The sequence below is a fragment of the Agrobacterium sp. MS2 genome (assembly GCF_003261015.1).
Classification (GTDB): domain Bacteria; phylum Pseudomonadota; class Alphaproteobacteria; order Rhizobiales; family Rhizobiaceae; genus Agrobacterium; species Agrobacterium pusense.
In genome coordinates this window covers 118553-132460 of sequence record NZ_QLNF01000064.1, presented here as the reverse complement: position 1 = coordinate 132460, position 13908 = coordinate 118553, and the positions used below count along the sequence as shown (strand labels likewise).

Genomic DNA, 13908 nt, shown 5'->3' with positions numbered 1-13908 from the left:
CCCCGCCGCCGCGGCGCTGGCGCAACAGCCGCAGCCCGGAACGCCGAAGTCGACGCATGGCGCATGGTCTGTCATCTGCGACAAGCCGGCGGGCGCTTCGGAAGAACAATGCGCCCTGATGCAGAACGTGATTGCCGACGACCGCCCGGAAGTCGGTCTTTCAGTGGTGGTGCTGAAGACGGCCGACCGCAAGTCGCGCATCCTCCGCATCCTCGCACCGCTGGGCGTGCTTCTGAAGGACGGCATGGAACTCTATATCGACAATAACAATATCGGCCGCGCCTATTTCACCCGCTGCTTCTCCGAAGGCTGCTATGTGGAAGTTGATATTGACGACGAGTTGCTGAAGGTTCTGCGCGCCGGCAAGAACGCCGTTTTTGCACTGCGTGAATCCGTCGATCAGGACCGCGTCGGCATTCCGATCGAACTGACGGGGTTTGCCGAAGGTTACGACGCGCTTCCTTGAAGCCTGCCGTACCGGACAGCCTTGCGTCCGCCCGCTCCAGTGCCTAAATCGGTCATGAACGATAATGACTGGAGCCTCCTATGACCGACGATCTTGTAAAACTCTTCGATTGCGACGAAACGCAATTGCGCAAGCTCGTCGGCGAGGCGCTCGCCGGCGCTGATGATGGCGAGCTTTTCATCGAACATGCGCAGGCCGAGTCGCTGACTTTCGATAATGGCCGGCTCAAGGGCGGTTCCTTCAATACAGACCAGGGTTTCGGCCTGCGGGCGGTCGCCGGCGAGACGGTGGGTTACGCCCATGCGGGCGAGCTTTCGCAAAGCGCGCTGAAACGTGCATCGGATGCGGTCAGCGCAGTGACGAGAGGTTATTCCGGCTCCTATGCCGCCGCACCGCAGCGCACCAACAAGAAGCTCTATGGCGACGAGAACCCCATCGGCAGCCCGAGCTTCGAAGAGAAGGTGAAGCTTCTCACCGATATCGATGCCTATCTGCGTGACAAGAACCCCAATGTCCGGCAGGTGACGGCGACGATTTCCGCAAGCTGGCAGGTGGTTGACATTCTGCGCGCCGATGGCCACCGCGTCAGTGACGTCAGGCCGATGACCCGCATCAACATCTCCGTCGTGGCGGGTGAAGGCGATCGGCAGGAAAGCGGCTCCTATGGCATTGGCGGCCGGGTCGGTTTCGGCGATTTCATCACAGAAGAAAACTGGCAGCGCGGCGCCGATGAGGCACTGCGTCAGGCGCTCGTCAACCTCACCGCCATCGATGCACCGGCCGGCACGATGGATGTGGTGCTGGGCTCCGGCTGGCCGGGTGTGATGCTGCATGAGGCCGTGGGTCACGGTCTGGAAGGCGATTTCAACCGCAAGAAGACGTCCGCATTCGCCGGCCTGATGGGCGAAATGGTCGCCGCGCCCGGCGTGACCGTGGTGGACGACGGCACTATCGACAGCCGCCGCGGCTCGCTGACCGTGGACGATGAAGGCACCCCTTCCGGTTACAACGTGCTGATCGAGAACGGCAAGCTGGTGGGCTACATGCAGGACCGCCAGAACGCCCGGCTGATGGGTGCGACGCCCACCGGCAACGGTCGCCGTCAGGGTTATGCCTATGTTCCGATGCCGCGCATGACCAATACCTACATGCTGTCGGGCGACAAGACGCCGGAAGAGATCATCGCCTCCGTCAAGAAGGGCATCTATGCCGTCTCCTTCGGCGGCGGCCAGGTCGATATCACCTCGGGTAAATTCGTGTTCGGCTGCACCGAGGCCTATCTCATCGAAAACGGCAAGATCGGCGCGCCGGTGAAGGGCGCCATGCTGATCGGCAACGGGCCGGATGCGATGAAGCGCGTCTCGATGATCGGCAATGATTCGAAACTCGATACCGGCATCGGCAATTGCGGCAAGGCCGGGCAATGGGTGCCTGTTGGCGTCGGCCAGCCGCATCTGCGCATGGACCAGATCACCGTGGGCGGCACGAAGGCGTAAATCTCCCGACCCTGCCTGTAACGACTGTTAATGCGTATCTGTAGCGCGGACAAAGTGATGTAACGGTGCATCCCTGCACCCGTCATTCCGGCCTTGAGCCGGAATCCAGCCGATGCGCGTCGGCGCGGCGGGAAGACTCTTTTCAGCCCAAGGACTTGGGCTGGCTGGATTCCGGCTCAAGGCCGGAATGACGGAAGAAAGAGTTGCAGCCACACTGAGCCTGTCGGCGCCTCGTCAGCCCCTGACCACACACATGGCTGCCATGATGCGGTTTCCTCTGGCATGCCGCCGGGAAGACGTTAAGATCAGCCCCTACCCTAGGCCACATCCCGATCCGGCCGATGCGCAAAGGAGACCATGACCATCATACGAAATGCCCTCGTTCCTGAACTTGCCGTCAGCGACTGGCAGAAAAGCCGCGCATTTTATTGCGACCTGATCGGTTTTCATGTGGTCTATGAGCGCCCCGAAGAGGGCTTTACCTATCTGGCGCTGGGGGAAGCCCAGCTGATGATCGACCAGATTGGCGCGACGCGGACATTCGTGACTGATAATGCCGTGCTCGAATTTCCGTTTGGTCGCGGCATGAACCTGCAGCTTGCCGTCCCCTCGCTGCAACCCATTCTTTCCCGGCTGGAGCGATCCTCCATCGACCTCGTCATGCCGCTGGAAGAAAAATGGTACAGGCGCGGCACGGTCGAAGTGGGCAACCGGCAATTCATCGTCGCCGATCCCGATGGTTACCTGATCCGTCCGTTCGAGAGCCTTGGCGAACGCCCTTTCCGGTTCGGTTGAGCCATGCTGCCTTTTCTCCCGCGGGCCGTGGTTTTCGACATGGACGGATTGCTGATCGAGAGCGAGCGGCTCTATCGTGATTCATTTCTGGCGGCTTCGGAAGAAGGCGGCCACGGCATGAGGGTGGAGACCTATCAGAAGGTCTGCGGCAGCCCGTGGGACGTCATTACCGGCACCATTTTTGCTGATTATGGCGCGGATTTTCCCATCGACAGTTTTCGAGACGCCTGGCTCCGGCATCTTGGCGTGATGATGGCCGATGGCGTGGCGTTGAAGCCGGGCGTCACCGAGATCCTCGACCTTCTCGACAGCCTCGATATCCGCCGCGCCATCGCCACCTCGTCGCGGCACGATTCGGTGACGCGCCACCTCGGGCCTCACGATCTTCTCAGACGCTTCGACACAATTGTCGCGCGCGGCGACTATACGGAGCCGAAACCGGCGCCCATGCCCTATCTGACAGCCGCGCGACGACTGTCCCTCGATCCCGGGCGCTGTCTTGCCCTGGAGGATTCCTACTCGGGTGTACGCTCGGCGACATCGGCGGGCATGATGACGATCATGGTGCCTGACGTTGCACCGCCGACCGAGGAAATGCGGGAGAAATGCGTGGCCGTCGCCAGCGACCTTCACGCGGTGGCCGGCCTTCTGCAAAAGGCGCGGGCCTGAGCGAGAAGACGAGCGGGCAGCCGTCACATGTCCTTAGCCATTTGGCGTCATGATAAAGCACATGCCGGCTAGAACGCCGCTATTGGTGGAGCGCCTTTGTCGGCTTATCCATAACTGGGGTGATCATGCCGCCTTTTGCCGTGTCGCTCGCGACACTGATACTGCTGCTTCTGTCCGTATTCCAGATTGCGCTTGCAGCCGGCGCGCCTTTCGGACGCCTTGCCTGGGGCGGCACGCACCGGGTATTGCCTGTCCGACAAAGAATTGCCAGCGCGGCTTCGCCGCTCATTTATGCCTTTTTCGCGTCCTTTCCGCTGCAAAAGACGGGCTATGCCGACATCTGGCCGTCCGGCTGGATCGAACCCGGCATCTGGATTATCGTCTGTTATCTCGCGTCTAGCGCTGGATTGAACGCAATGTCGAAAAGCCGCCCGGAGCGGCTGGTGATGACGCCTGTGGCTGCCGCTCTTGCGATCCTGTTCTTTATCATCGCGTTCTCCTAGTCGCACCCCACCAGACGCGCGATACCGCAAGGATCAAGCCGCCGTTCGGCGCATCGTCACGCCCCCGGCCTGAAACGCCACTTACGCTCGATCGCTCCTTCAATATCGAGACCGTTATAATGGGCCAGCAACAGCACATGGCCGAGCAGATCGGCGGTTTCGTCGGCCAGATCCCGCTTCATCTCCTCTTTGCTCCTGCCCTTAATGCGCCCCCGTCCTGTCAGCCGATTCCAGGCCTGTGTGACCTCGCCAACCTCTTCCTGAAGCTTCAGCATGTACCAGTCCGGGTCGCGGAATATTCCGTTTTCAGCGGCATATTTTTGCGAGGCCTCTTCAAACCGAGGCATCATGTCAGCAAACATTTGTTCATCCTTTGTTCATGCGCTACAACTCTAATCATGATTCTCTGACGGCGTCGACTCGTCAGGGCGTCACGCAGCCATGAACTGAAATTTCCGCGACGGGTACATGCAAGCGGGATAGAGAAAAGATATTCGAACAACCGTGCCATCGCCCATGTCCCACCTCGATTTTTTCTCGTCCCTCATCACCGCGCATAGTCCGACGCTGCTCGCCATGTTTGCGGTCGCCGCCTTTCTCGCCGGTCTCGCCCGCGGCTTTTCCGGTTTCGGTGCGGCGCTCATCTTCATCCCGCTCGCAAGCGCCATCGTCGGGCCGCGTGTCGCCTCGGCAGTGCTGCTGGTGGTGGACGCCGTGCTGACGCTCGGCATGATACCGCCCGCATGGCGCATGGCGGACCGGCGCGAAGTCTTCATCATGGCGGCCGGCGCCTTTGTCGGCGTGCCTCTTGGAACCATGCTGCTTTCCAACGGCGATCCGCTGACGCTGCGCTGGATCATCTCCGCCGTGGTCGTGGTGCTGCTGTTGTTTCTGCTTTCTGGCTGGCGTTACAGCGGCCGGCCGAAGACGCCGCTGACCCTCTTCGCCGGGTTTCTGGCCGGGCTGTTTTCGGGGGCTGCGCAACTGGGCGGTCCACCGGTCGTCGCCTATTGGCTCGGCGGCGCGCTAAAAGGCGCCTTCGTGCGCGCCAATGTCATCTTATATTTCGCGATCTCGACCGTGATCTCCACCGGCAGCTATTTCGTCAGCGGCCTGTTCACCGCCGATGTCTTCGTCTTTTTCCTGCTCGCCCTGCCCTTTTACGGGGCCGGGCTTTATAGCGGCGCGCGACTGCACGGGCTTGCCGACGAGGCGGCGTTCCGGCGCATCTGCTATGGGCTGATCGCCATCTCCGCCGTCATCGGCCTGCCGCTGTTCGATTCGCTGCTGAAATAGGCAGGCGCCAATGGCGCGGCATGACGCCCTTAGGGGTACATGCGGACCTTGGACCAGGCACCGTCTGGCGTGTCGCGGCGGAATTCTATGCGGTCATGCAGGCGGAACTTGCGGTCATGCCAGAATTCGATGCTGACGGGGCGAATGCGGAAACCGGACCAATGGGACGGGCGCGGAATATCGCCGATCGCATATTTGGCGGTATATTCAGCCACCGCCTTTTCCAGCGCGAAACGGCCTTCCAGCGGCCGTGACTGCTTGGATGCCCAGGCGCCGATGCGGCTGCCACGCGGGCGGGAGGCGTAATAGGCATCCGCCTCCTCGTCGCTCACGATCTCCACCTCGCCGCGCAGGCGCACCTGACGTCGCAGGCTCTTCCAGTGAAAACACATGGCCGCTTTTTTCTGGCCGAGGATCTCCCGGCCCTTCTGGCTTTCGAAATTCGTGTAGAACACGAAGCCTCGGTCATCGACGCCTTTCAGCAGCACCATGCGCACATTCGGCAGGCCATTTTCGTCCACGGTGGCGAGTGCCACCGCGTTCGGATCGTTGATCTCGGAAGCCGTCGCATCCTTCAGCCATTCGGCAAAAAGCGTGAAAGGTTCATTTTCTTCCGTGAAGTCACTGGATGTTAACCCCGTTTCCGACATATTGACTAAAATGCTCCCGAGCTGATTTGGACCCCAGAGATGATCTCTGGTGAAAGATGGTGACCGTCATAGCAAAGTCGAACAGTCGAACAAAGAGCCTCCTTTCGTCGGTAGCGGAAGTTTCCGCCGTCGTGTCGATGCTTGCGGTGCTGAGCGGATGCGTCAGCCTCGATCTGTTCGGCGGCGACAAGGTTGACCGCTCGCTTTCCACTGCCTCCGTGCCGAACCAGCAGAATGGCAGCGCCCAGACCGACGATGTGACCATTCGCAATGCGGTGACATCGGCCGATCTCGCCAAACTTGCCGACCAGCCACTGCCCTGGGCGAACGCCGCCACCGGCAGCGCCGGCGTCGTGACCGCCATTCACGAAGACAAATCAAGCGGTTTCGTCTGCCGCGATTTCAAGACGACGCGCCACTCCTTCGAAGGGGTGGCAGCTTATTCCGGACAGGCCTGCCTGTCGGAAACCGGCGAATGGTTGATGACCCGCTTCGAGCAGAAATAATCTGTTTACCCTTCCATGGGGAATAGGCGCGGCCCCGGTGCGTCGAACCTGCTCCGTAAAGGAGTGATTAGCAACTTATTGCAACAGTCGACGTTGATTAAACCGAGGGCGTGCAGGCGAATGATCGCGGGCACCCCTTTTCGGAGGGGTTAGCTTCAGGATTGCGCCATGACGGGCGGCAGGCGCCTGAGCCAACGTAACTGGTGTTTCGCATGCGCGATCCATATTCGATCCTCGGCGTAAAACGTGACGCCCGCCACGAGGAAATCAAGGCCGCCTGGCGCACGAAGGCGAAAACCGTTCATCCGGACGCCAATCGCGACGATCCCGATGCCTCGGCGCGATTCGCCGAGATCGGACAGGCCTACGACCTTCTGAAAGACCCGAAAAAGCGCGATCTCTACGATCAGGCCCGCAAGGCTGCAGAAAAAAAGCAGCGCGATCAGACCATCATGCAGCAGCGGGAGGCCGCGCGCGAGGCGGCTGAACGCGCCAGGGCGGCCGAAAAGCTGATGGAAGAACTGGCCCGGGCGGACGCCCGCAACCGGACGCAGACCGGCCAGAAAACCGACGCCAGGACGGAAAGTGCCGAAGACATCGTCGAGCGGATTTTCGGCGCGGAGGCACAGAACGATCCCAAGGTACAGCAGGCGGCGGAAGCGGCAAAGGCTGCCGCAAGCGCCGCAAGAGGCGATACACCTGCCGCCGGCGAGGCCGCCCAGTCCGGCGCTGGCGATGACAGGGCGGCGCCCGTCTCGCTTGCCGCCAATCTCTTCAGCGCTCTCGTACGCAGGTTCCGCACGCCGCAACCAGCTCCCGAAAAGGCGCCCGATATCACGGCGGAGGCCATCGTCACGGTCGCCGATCTGCTGGAGCAAAAGTGGATTACCGTATCGCTTGCCGATGAACGAGAGGTTCGCTTCCAGCTGGAAGCCGGCATGACCGACGGACATGTGGTGCGGCTGAAGGGACTGGGGCTGAAGCTTCCGAACATGGCCCGCGGCGATCTCGCCGTGACATTGCTGACCGCGCGCGAGGATGCGTTTTCCCTTCGTGGCTTCGATATCCACACGACGTTGCCGATCTCGCTCAGCGATGCGGTTCTGGGCTGCGAAGCAAAGGTCAAGACGCCGCTTGGCGAGGAAAACATCACCATTCCAGCCTGGTCAGGCTCGGACCGCGCGCTCAGGATTGCCGGCAAGGGTCTTGCCGACGGCAATGGCGGCTCCGGCGATCTCGTCATCGAATTGCGCATCGTTCTGCACGAGAAGCCCGATGAAAAGGTGACCGACCTGATGCGCCACATGCGCGAAGGCCTTTATTTGTGAAAGTTTTGCGAATAGCCGGGACAACGCACCCTTTGTTACGTTCCCTAACAGTTGATGATCCTTGGCAATCTTGAACAGGATTGCAGCCTATGCCATAGGCAGGACCGATCAAAAGTACTAGGGAGCATAAAATGGCTCAGGCATCCGGCCTCATGGCTGGCAAACGCGGCCTCATCATGGGTGTCGCCAATAATCGTTCCATCGCTTGGGGCATCGCCAAGGCCTGCGCCGACGCGGGCGCGGAAGTGGCTCTCACCTGGCAGGGCGATGCGCTGAAGAAGCGTGTCGAGCCGCTGGCCCAGGAACTCGGCGCCTTCATGGCCGGTCACTGCGATGTGACCGATCTCGAGACGATCGATGCGGTTTTTGCCAGCCTGGAAAAGCATTGGGGCAAGATCGACTTCGTCGTGCACGCCATCGCCTTTTCCGACAAGGATGAGCTGACCGGCCGTTACCTCGACACCAGCCGCGACAATTTCAACCGCACCATGGACATTTCCGTCTTCTCGCTGGCCGCCGTTGCCAAGCGGGCGGAGCCCGTCATGAATGACGGTGGTTCGATCGTGACGCTCACCTATTACGGCGCCGAAAAGGTGATGCCGAACTACAACGTCATGGGCGTGGCCAAGGCCGCGCTTGAGGCAAGCGTGCGTTACCTCGCCGTCGACCTCGGCAATCGCGGCATCCGCGTCAATGCCGTTTCCGCCGGCCCTATCAAGACGCTCGCTGCTTCCGGCATCGGCGACTTCCGTTACATTCTCAAGTGGAACGAATATAATGCGCCGCTGAAGCGCACCGTTTCGATCGAGGAAGTCGGCAAGTCGGCGCTTTACCTGCTCTCCGACCTTTCGACCGGCGTGACCGGCGAAATCCACCATGTCGATTCCGGTTACCACACCATCGGCATGAAGGCGGTGGATGCGCCTGACATTTCGGTGGTTAAGGACTGACGACAACCGGGAATGCTTGAAACTGGGGTATCGCCTTGCTCGTCTATGTGATCCGGCACGGACAAACGGACTGGAATGCGATACGCCGGCTTCAGGGCCAGAAAGACATTCCGCTCAATGATTTCGGCCGCCAGCAGGCGGTCGGCAATGGTCTGCTTCTCGCCCGCCTCCTGGGGGATCAGGCCGCGGATTTCGATTATGTAGCAAGCCCGCTCGGGCGTACGCGCGAGACAATGGAACTGATGCGCGGCGCGATGGGGCTCGATCCCAAGGCCTATCGCACCGACGACCGCCTCATCGAAGTTTCCTTCGGTGACTGGGAAGGGCAGACGTTGCCCGAGCTCAAGAAGGAATTTCCGGACCGGGTGAAGGCGCGCAAGGCCAACAAGTGGGATTTCATTCCCCCCGGCCAGGATGCCGAAAGCTATGAAATCCTCTCCTGGCGCATCGGCGCATGGCTCTCCTCCGTGGAGCGGCCGACCGTCTGCGTCTGCCATGGCGGCGTCATCCGCTCGATTTTCAGACTTGTTTCAGGCATGGACAAGGATGAGGCGTCGCGGACGCAAATCCCGCAGGACCAGATTTTGAAGGTCGAGATCGACAGGAACAGCGTCGAGTGGATTTCCTAGGGGCTGGCAGCTTTCCTATGATTGGCAGGACATCGCAGCTTGTTTCTTCTCTCACCCGGGGAGAGGTGGCCCTAAGAGTCGGATGAGGGGGCAACGTTGCCGGATTTCGGAGAGCTTGCCCCCTCATTCCGCTGCCGCGGACTTCTCCCCGTCGGGGAGAAGAAACAGGTGGCACCCGCTCGTTTCACAAAGGAGGTTTTGACTTGGTAGGCGGCTGCTTACTCCACAACCTGCAGATCGTCGACCACACGTTTCCCATCCACTTCCGTGTAGAAGACAACGACCTTCACGCCCGCTTTCAGACCTTCGAAATTGAATTCTTCCGGCACACGATAGGTCTTGCCGTCGTTCAGCGTGATACTGAGACCGTTCGCGTCGATCTTGCTGATCGTGCCTTCCACGTCGACGCTCTGGGCGAAGCCGTTGATCGGCATCAGGAGGTTGGCGGTGGCCAGAAGGGCGGCAATCATCATACGCATCGATCTAGCTTTCGTGGATTTGCGTGAAAACCTTACATGCATGAAGAATTGCCTTTCGAATGTGGCGGAAATTGCCCGCAACCATGACATTTTCGGCCCAATTGATGAACGGATTTCAAATCCTGTTCAAGCCGTTAGTGATTTTTACACCGCATTTTCCGGCAATATTGGAAAACCCGGGTTTAGGGTGGAAAACCCCGGCTCTTTTACAATTTCGTCATCTCACAAAACCCGTCGATACGGTCGAATCACTTTCCGTCGCCCATGGCGGGACTGTCGTTTTTCGTCCTTTCGCAAGTCGTGAACGGTACGTCACCTTCTTATCGCGTTTGCGATGAAAGAAAGGCTTTTGCCTTGTCCGGATTTTCCACTAAGACAAATCCGCTTGTTTTAAACGGCGCTGTCCTCAGGCGCCCCGTTTTCCGGTTTGAGAATTATGTCGCATAACAGTTTCGGTCATCTTTTCCGCGTTACCACCTGGGGAGAAAGCCACGGGCCGGCACTTGGCTGCGTGGTGGATGGTTGCCCGCCCGGCATCCGGTTTACCCTTGCCGAGGTGCAGCACTGGATGGACAAGCGCAAGCCGGGCCAGAGCCGCTTCGTCACCCAGCGGCGCGAGGACGATATCGTCAAGGTCCTCTCCGGCGTCATGCTGGATGAGGACGGCGAGACGATGACGACAACAGGCACGCCGATTTCCATGCTGATCGAAAATACCGACCAGCGCTCCAAGGATTATGGCGAGATCGCCAGGCGATTCCGCCCCGGACATGCGGATTTCACCTATGACCTGAAATATGGCATTCGCGATTATCGCGGCGGCGGTCGCTCTTCCGCGCGCGAGACGGCGGCGCGTGTCGCTGCCGGCGCAATCGCGCGAAAGGTGGTACCCAGCCTTAACGTGCGCGGCGCGCTGGTGCAGATCGGCAAACACAGGATAAACCGCGACAACTGGGATTGGGATCAGGTCGATCAGAACCCGTTCTTCTGCCCTGATGCCGCCATGGTGCCCGTCTGGGAAGAATATCTCGACGGCATCCGCAAGGCCGGTTCGTCCATCGGCGCCGTTGTCGAAGTGATCGCCGAAGGCGTTCCGGCGGGTATCGGCGCACCGATCTACGCCAAGCTTGACCAGGATATTGCCTCCAGCCTGATGTCGATCAACGCCGTCAAGGGTGTGGAGATCGGTGAGGGTTTCGCCTCCGCCGAGCTTTCCGGCGAGGAGAATGCCGATGAAATGCGCATGGGCAATGACGGCAGACCGATCTTCCTCTCCAATCATGCCGGCGGCATTCTGGGTGGCATTGCGACCGGCGAGCCCGTCATCGCGCGCTTTGCCATCAAGCCGACCTCGTCAATCCTGACCGAGCGCCAGTCGATCGACGCCGATGGCAACAATGTCGACGTGCGCACCAAGGGACGCCACGACCCCTGCGTCGGCATTCGTGCCGTGCCGATCGGCGAAGCGATGGTGGCCTGTACCGTTGCCGACCATTATCTGAGGGATCGCGGCCAGACAGGCCGGTTGAAGTGAGGTATTTCCGCCATGGCCTATGACCAGAAACGCGTTGTCGATGCCATCCGCGCTTTCGAAGCCGGTGAAATCGTTGTCGTGACCGATGATGATGACCGTGAGAACGAGGGCGATCTGATCATTTCAGCAGTCCACTGCACGGCAGAAAAGATGGCTTTCATCGTGCGCCACACGTCAGGCATCGTCTGCGCCCCCATGCCGCGCGAAGAAGCCAAGCGCCTGAACCTCAATGCCATGGTGGCCGAAAATGACAGCGCCCATACCACGGCCTTCACCGTCAGCGTCGATTTCAAGCACGGCACCACAACGGGCATTTCCGCCGATGACCGCACGCTGACGGTGCGCAATCTCGCCAATCCCAATGTCGGAGCCGCCGATTTTACCCGGCCCGGACACATTTTCCCGCTGATTGCCCGTGAGGGCGGCGTCCTGATGCGCTCGGGACATACGGAAGCCGCCGTCGACCTCTGCAAGCTGGCAGGCCTGCCGCCGATCGGTGTCATCTGCGAACTCGTCAATGACGACGGCACCGTGACGCGCGGACCGCAGGTCACTGCCTTTGCGGAAAAACATCAGCTCAAGCAGGTGTCGGTTGCCGATCTCATCGCCTACCGCCAGCGCAAGGAAACGCTGGTGGAGATGGAATCCTCCTTCACCATCGAAACGCCCTTCGGCCCGGCCAGAGCGCAGACCTACTCCCTTCCCTGGGACCGGATGCAGCACATGGCGGTGATTTTCGGCGACATCAGGGACGGTGTCGACATTCCCGTGCGCCTGCACCCGGAAAACGTCGCTGACGACGTGTTCGGCGACCGCCAGCCGGTGCGGCACTACATGCAGAAGATCGCCGAGGAAGGCCGCGGCGTCATCGTCTATCTGCGTGAAGGCTCCGTCGGCGTCGGCCAAGTTGCGGGGCGGCGCAAGGCGCGCGACCCGGACGAGGCACACGCCCAGGCCCGCTCGCGGGAAAACGAATGGCTGGAAATCGGTCTCGGCGCGCAAATCCTCAAAGACCTCGGCATCAGCTCGATCAAGCTGATGACCACGCGCGAACGCCATTATGTCGGTCTCGAAGGATTTGGCATCAAGATTTCCGCGACGGATATCGGGTGAGCTTGGGTTTTGCCTGGTCTCGCCGCGCAATTGTGAGGCGAGCGGGTTCCGCCTGCTTCTTCTCGCCGCCGGGGAGAAGTCCGTGGCAGCGGGATGAGGGGGCTAGCTCTCCGTAAATCTCTACCGTTGCCCCCTCATCCGACCCTTCGGGCCACCTTCTCCCCGGCGGGGAGAAGAAATATGCCGCAACGCCGCGCTACAATGGGGTATCACGGATCGGTAACCTTGAGTCCGAGGGCACCTCTCTCGCAATCATTCGTGCGAAAAACTCAGTTGTCCTCCCGCCAGCCCTCCAGATAGTTCACGCTCTCGACCCCTGTGAACTTCGCAAGCCGCGACAATTCCGCATCGAGCTTTTCCAGCCGCCCGGCCGAAGCGCGCACGCCGGGCTCGAGCCACAGGCGGCGTACATCCAGAGTGCTGCCTTTGCGCTCCGCCTTCATGTCGATGCGACCGATCAGACGGTCGCCTTCCAGAAGCGGAAAAACATAATAGCCATATTGCCGCTTCGGCTCCGGCACGAAGACCTCGATGCGATAATAAAAGCCGAATAGCCGCTCCGTGCGGTTTCGGTCACGCAGCAAAGGGTCGAAGGGGCTCAGCACGCGAACGCGGGAGGACGGTTCCGGTACGTCCGTCAGGTCGGCAGTGAAATCGGCAAAGGCATAGGACTGGCGGGCAGTATCGCCGTCACTTGCGAGAAGCGATACCTCGCACAATTCATCGCGATGGTTTTTGACCCAGTCTCTCGCCTCCTGCGGGGTAACGAGGTCGAAAAAAGCGGCGATTTCGCCGTGGGTGGCGAAACCCAGCCGTTTCAGCGCCTCGCGGCAGGCCCAGTCGACGAATTCGGCGTGCTCCACTTCGGTCTCGTGATGCTCACCGGGAATGACCCGTTCGGCCAGATCATAGACCTTCTGGAAGTTCACACGGCCGGCAATTGCAAGCTTGCCGGTGTGCCAGAGATATTCGAGTGCGGTCTTGGAGGGATGCCAGTTCCACCAGCCACCGGACTGGTGTCCCTCCTCTTTAAGCTCCCGCGCCAGCACCGGCCCGGTTGCGGCGATGCGCTCCAGCGTTTCGCCGAACGCGGCATCGAAACCCTCACCGTGCCATTTGCGCCAGCGTTCCTGAATGATCGGCTCGCGGCGGCGGAAGCGGTGTTTCCAATAGGGATAAAATTCCGTCGGCAGGATGGAGGCATCATGCGTCCAGTGCTCGAAAAGCGCGCGATCCTTTTCCAGCAGCGTGGTCAGATGGTTGCGCCTGTAGGTCTGGTTGCGGGAGAAAATAATCTGGTGATGGGCGCGCTCCACCGTGCCGATGCTGTCCACCTGCACGAAGCCGAGATCGGTGATGAGCTGCAGCAGCCCATCCTTGGAAAGCGCCTTGCCGGGCGGGGAGGAAAGGCCCTGCCGCGCCAGAAAAATTCGCCTTGCTGCTTCGTTCGAAACCTTGATTGTCATGGCCCAGAAGGTATGACGGCTTTTTCGC

At 60.4% G+C, this 13908-nt stretch carries 16 protein-coding genes; 12 read left to right on the top strand and 4 right to left on the bottom strand.

All coding sequences use genetic code 11. The features are described from left to right. From DOU54_RS17665 to DOU54_RS17645, 5 genes are all read left to right on the top strand, one after another. Positions 1-466 (top strand): invasion associated locus B family protein (locus DOU54_RS17665; RefSeq protein ID WP_146617383.1); only part of this gene is annotated, 466 nt, incomplete at its 5' end. Positions 467-546: 80 nt separating this feature from the next. Further along, positions 547-1962: a metalloprotease TldD gene (gene tldD / locus DOU54_RS17660; RefSeq protein WP_107341187.1), complete on the top strand. Its 1416-nt coding sequence runs from the start codon at positions 547-549 to the stop codon at positions 1960-1962. 357 nt (positions 1963-2319) lie between these two features. Next, positions 2320-2757 carry a bleomycin resistance protein gene (locus DOU54_RS17655; protein WP_037090785.1) on the top strand — a complete coding sequence of 146 codons (438 nt, stop codon included), beginning with the start codon at positions 2320-2322 and terminating at the stop codon, positions 2755-2757. A 3-nt stretch (positions 2758-2760) separates the two neighbouring features. Next, the gene (locus tag DOU54_RS17650; RefSeq protein WP_113381634.1) at positions 2761-3426 is read left to right on the top strand and encodes an HAD family hydrolase; all 666 of its coding nucleotides are present in this window, start codon (positions 2761-2763) and stop codon (positions 3424-3426) included. A gap of 125 nt (positions 3427-3551) precedes the next feature. Further along, the gene (locus DOU54_RS17645; protein WP_113381635.1) at positions 3552-3929 is read left to right on the top strand and encodes a hypothetical protein; all 378 of its coding nucleotides are present in this window, start codon (positions 3552-3554) and stop codon (positions 3927-3929) included. Between the two features lie 56 nt (positions 3930-3985). Here the strand turns inward: DOU54_RS17645 and DOU54_RS17640 are convergent, their stop codons facing one another. After that, positions 3986-4291 carry a pyrophosphohydrolase domain-containing protein gene (locus DOU54_RS17640; RefSeq protein ID WP_060722994.1) on the bottom strand — a complete coding sequence of 102 codons (306 nt, stop codon included), beginning with the start codon at positions 4289-4291 and terminating at the stop codon, positions 3986-3988. Positions 4292-4445: 154 nt separating this feature from the next. Here DOU54_RS17640 and DOU54_RS17635 point away from each other — a divergent pair, with 154 nt between their 5' ends. After that, on the top strand, positions 4446-5225 hold the full coding sequence (locus DOU54_RS17635) for a sulfite exporter TauE/SafE family protein (protein WP_162749645.1): 780 nt from the start codon (positions 4446-4448) through the stop codon (positions 5223-5225). 29 nt (positions 5226-5254) lie between these two features. On the opposite strand, the gene pdxH is transcribed toward DOU54_RS17635, so the two are convergent. Beyond that, positions 5255-5875 carry a pyridoxamine 5'-phosphate oxidase gene (gene pdxH / locus DOU54_RS17630; RefSeq protein ID WP_006699879.1) on the bottom strand — a complete coding sequence of 207 codons (621 nt, stop codon included), beginning with the start codon at positions 5873-5875 and terminating at the stop codon, positions 5255-5257. Between the two features lie 56 nt (positions 5876-5931). On the opposite strand from pdxH, the gene DOU54_RS17625 reads away from it, so the two are divergent. From DOU54_RS17625 to DOU54_RS17610, 4 genes are all read left to right on the top strand, one after another. Beyond that, positions 5932-6381 (top strand): RT0821/Lpp0805 family surface protein, encoded by a 450-nt coding sequence (locus DOU54_RS17625; RefSeq protein WP_004440354.1) that lies wholly within the window; start codon positions 5932-5934, stop codon positions 6379-6381. Positions 6382-6593: 212 nt separating this feature from the next. Next, positions 6594-7709 (top strand): DnaJ C-terminal domain-containing protein, encoded by a 1116-nt coding sequence (locus DOU54_RS17620; RefSeq protein WP_113381636.1) that lies wholly within the window; start codon positions 6594-6596, stop codon positions 7707-7709. Between the two features lie 131 nt (positions 7710-7840). Then, a complete protein-coding gene (gene fabI, locus DOU54_RS17615) occupies positions 7841-8659 on the top strand; it encodes an enoyl-ACP reductase FabI (protein ID WP_004440350.1) in 819 nt (272 codons plus the stop codon). Between the two features lie 35 nt (positions 8660-8694). Then, positions 8695-9288, top strand: coding sequence for a histidine phosphatase family protein (locus DOU54_RS17610; RefSeq protein ID WP_006699881.1), 594 nt, complete (start codon positions 8695-8697; stop codon positions 9286-9288). 218 nt (positions 9289-9506) lie between these two features. Here the strand turns inward: DOU54_RS17610 and DOU54_RS17605 are convergent, their stop codons facing one another. Next, on the bottom strand, positions 9507-9767 hold the full coding sequence (locus DOU54_RS17605) for a DUF1344 domain-containing protein (protein WP_006699882.1): 261 nt from the start codon (positions 9765-9767) through the stop codon (positions 9507-9509). Positions 9768-10203: 436 nt separating this feature from the next. Here DOU54_RS17605 and aroC point away from each other — a divergent pair, with 436 nt between their 5' ends. Beyond that, positions 10204-11301, top strand: coding sequence for a chorismate synthase (gene aroC, locus DOU54_RS17600; RefSeq protein ID WP_004440343.1), 1098 nt, complete (start codon positions 10204-10206; stop codon positions 11299-11301). 12 nt (positions 11302-11313) lie between these two features. After that, positions 11314-12414, top strand: coding sequence for a 3,4-dihydroxy-2-butanone-4-phosphate synthase (gene ribB / locus DOU54_RS17595; protein WP_004440341.1), 1101 nt, complete (start codon positions 11314-11316; stop codon positions 12412-12414). A 269-nt stretch (positions 12415-12683) separates the two neighbouring features. On the opposite strand, the gene DOU54_RS17590 is transcribed toward ribB, so the two are convergent. Next, a complete protein-coding gene (locus DOU54_RS17590) occupies positions 12684-13880 on the bottom strand; it encodes a winged helix-turn-helix domain-containing protein (RefSeq protein ID WP_045532784.1) in 1197 nt (398 codons plus the stop codon). Positions 13881-13908 lie beyond the last annotated feature (28 nt).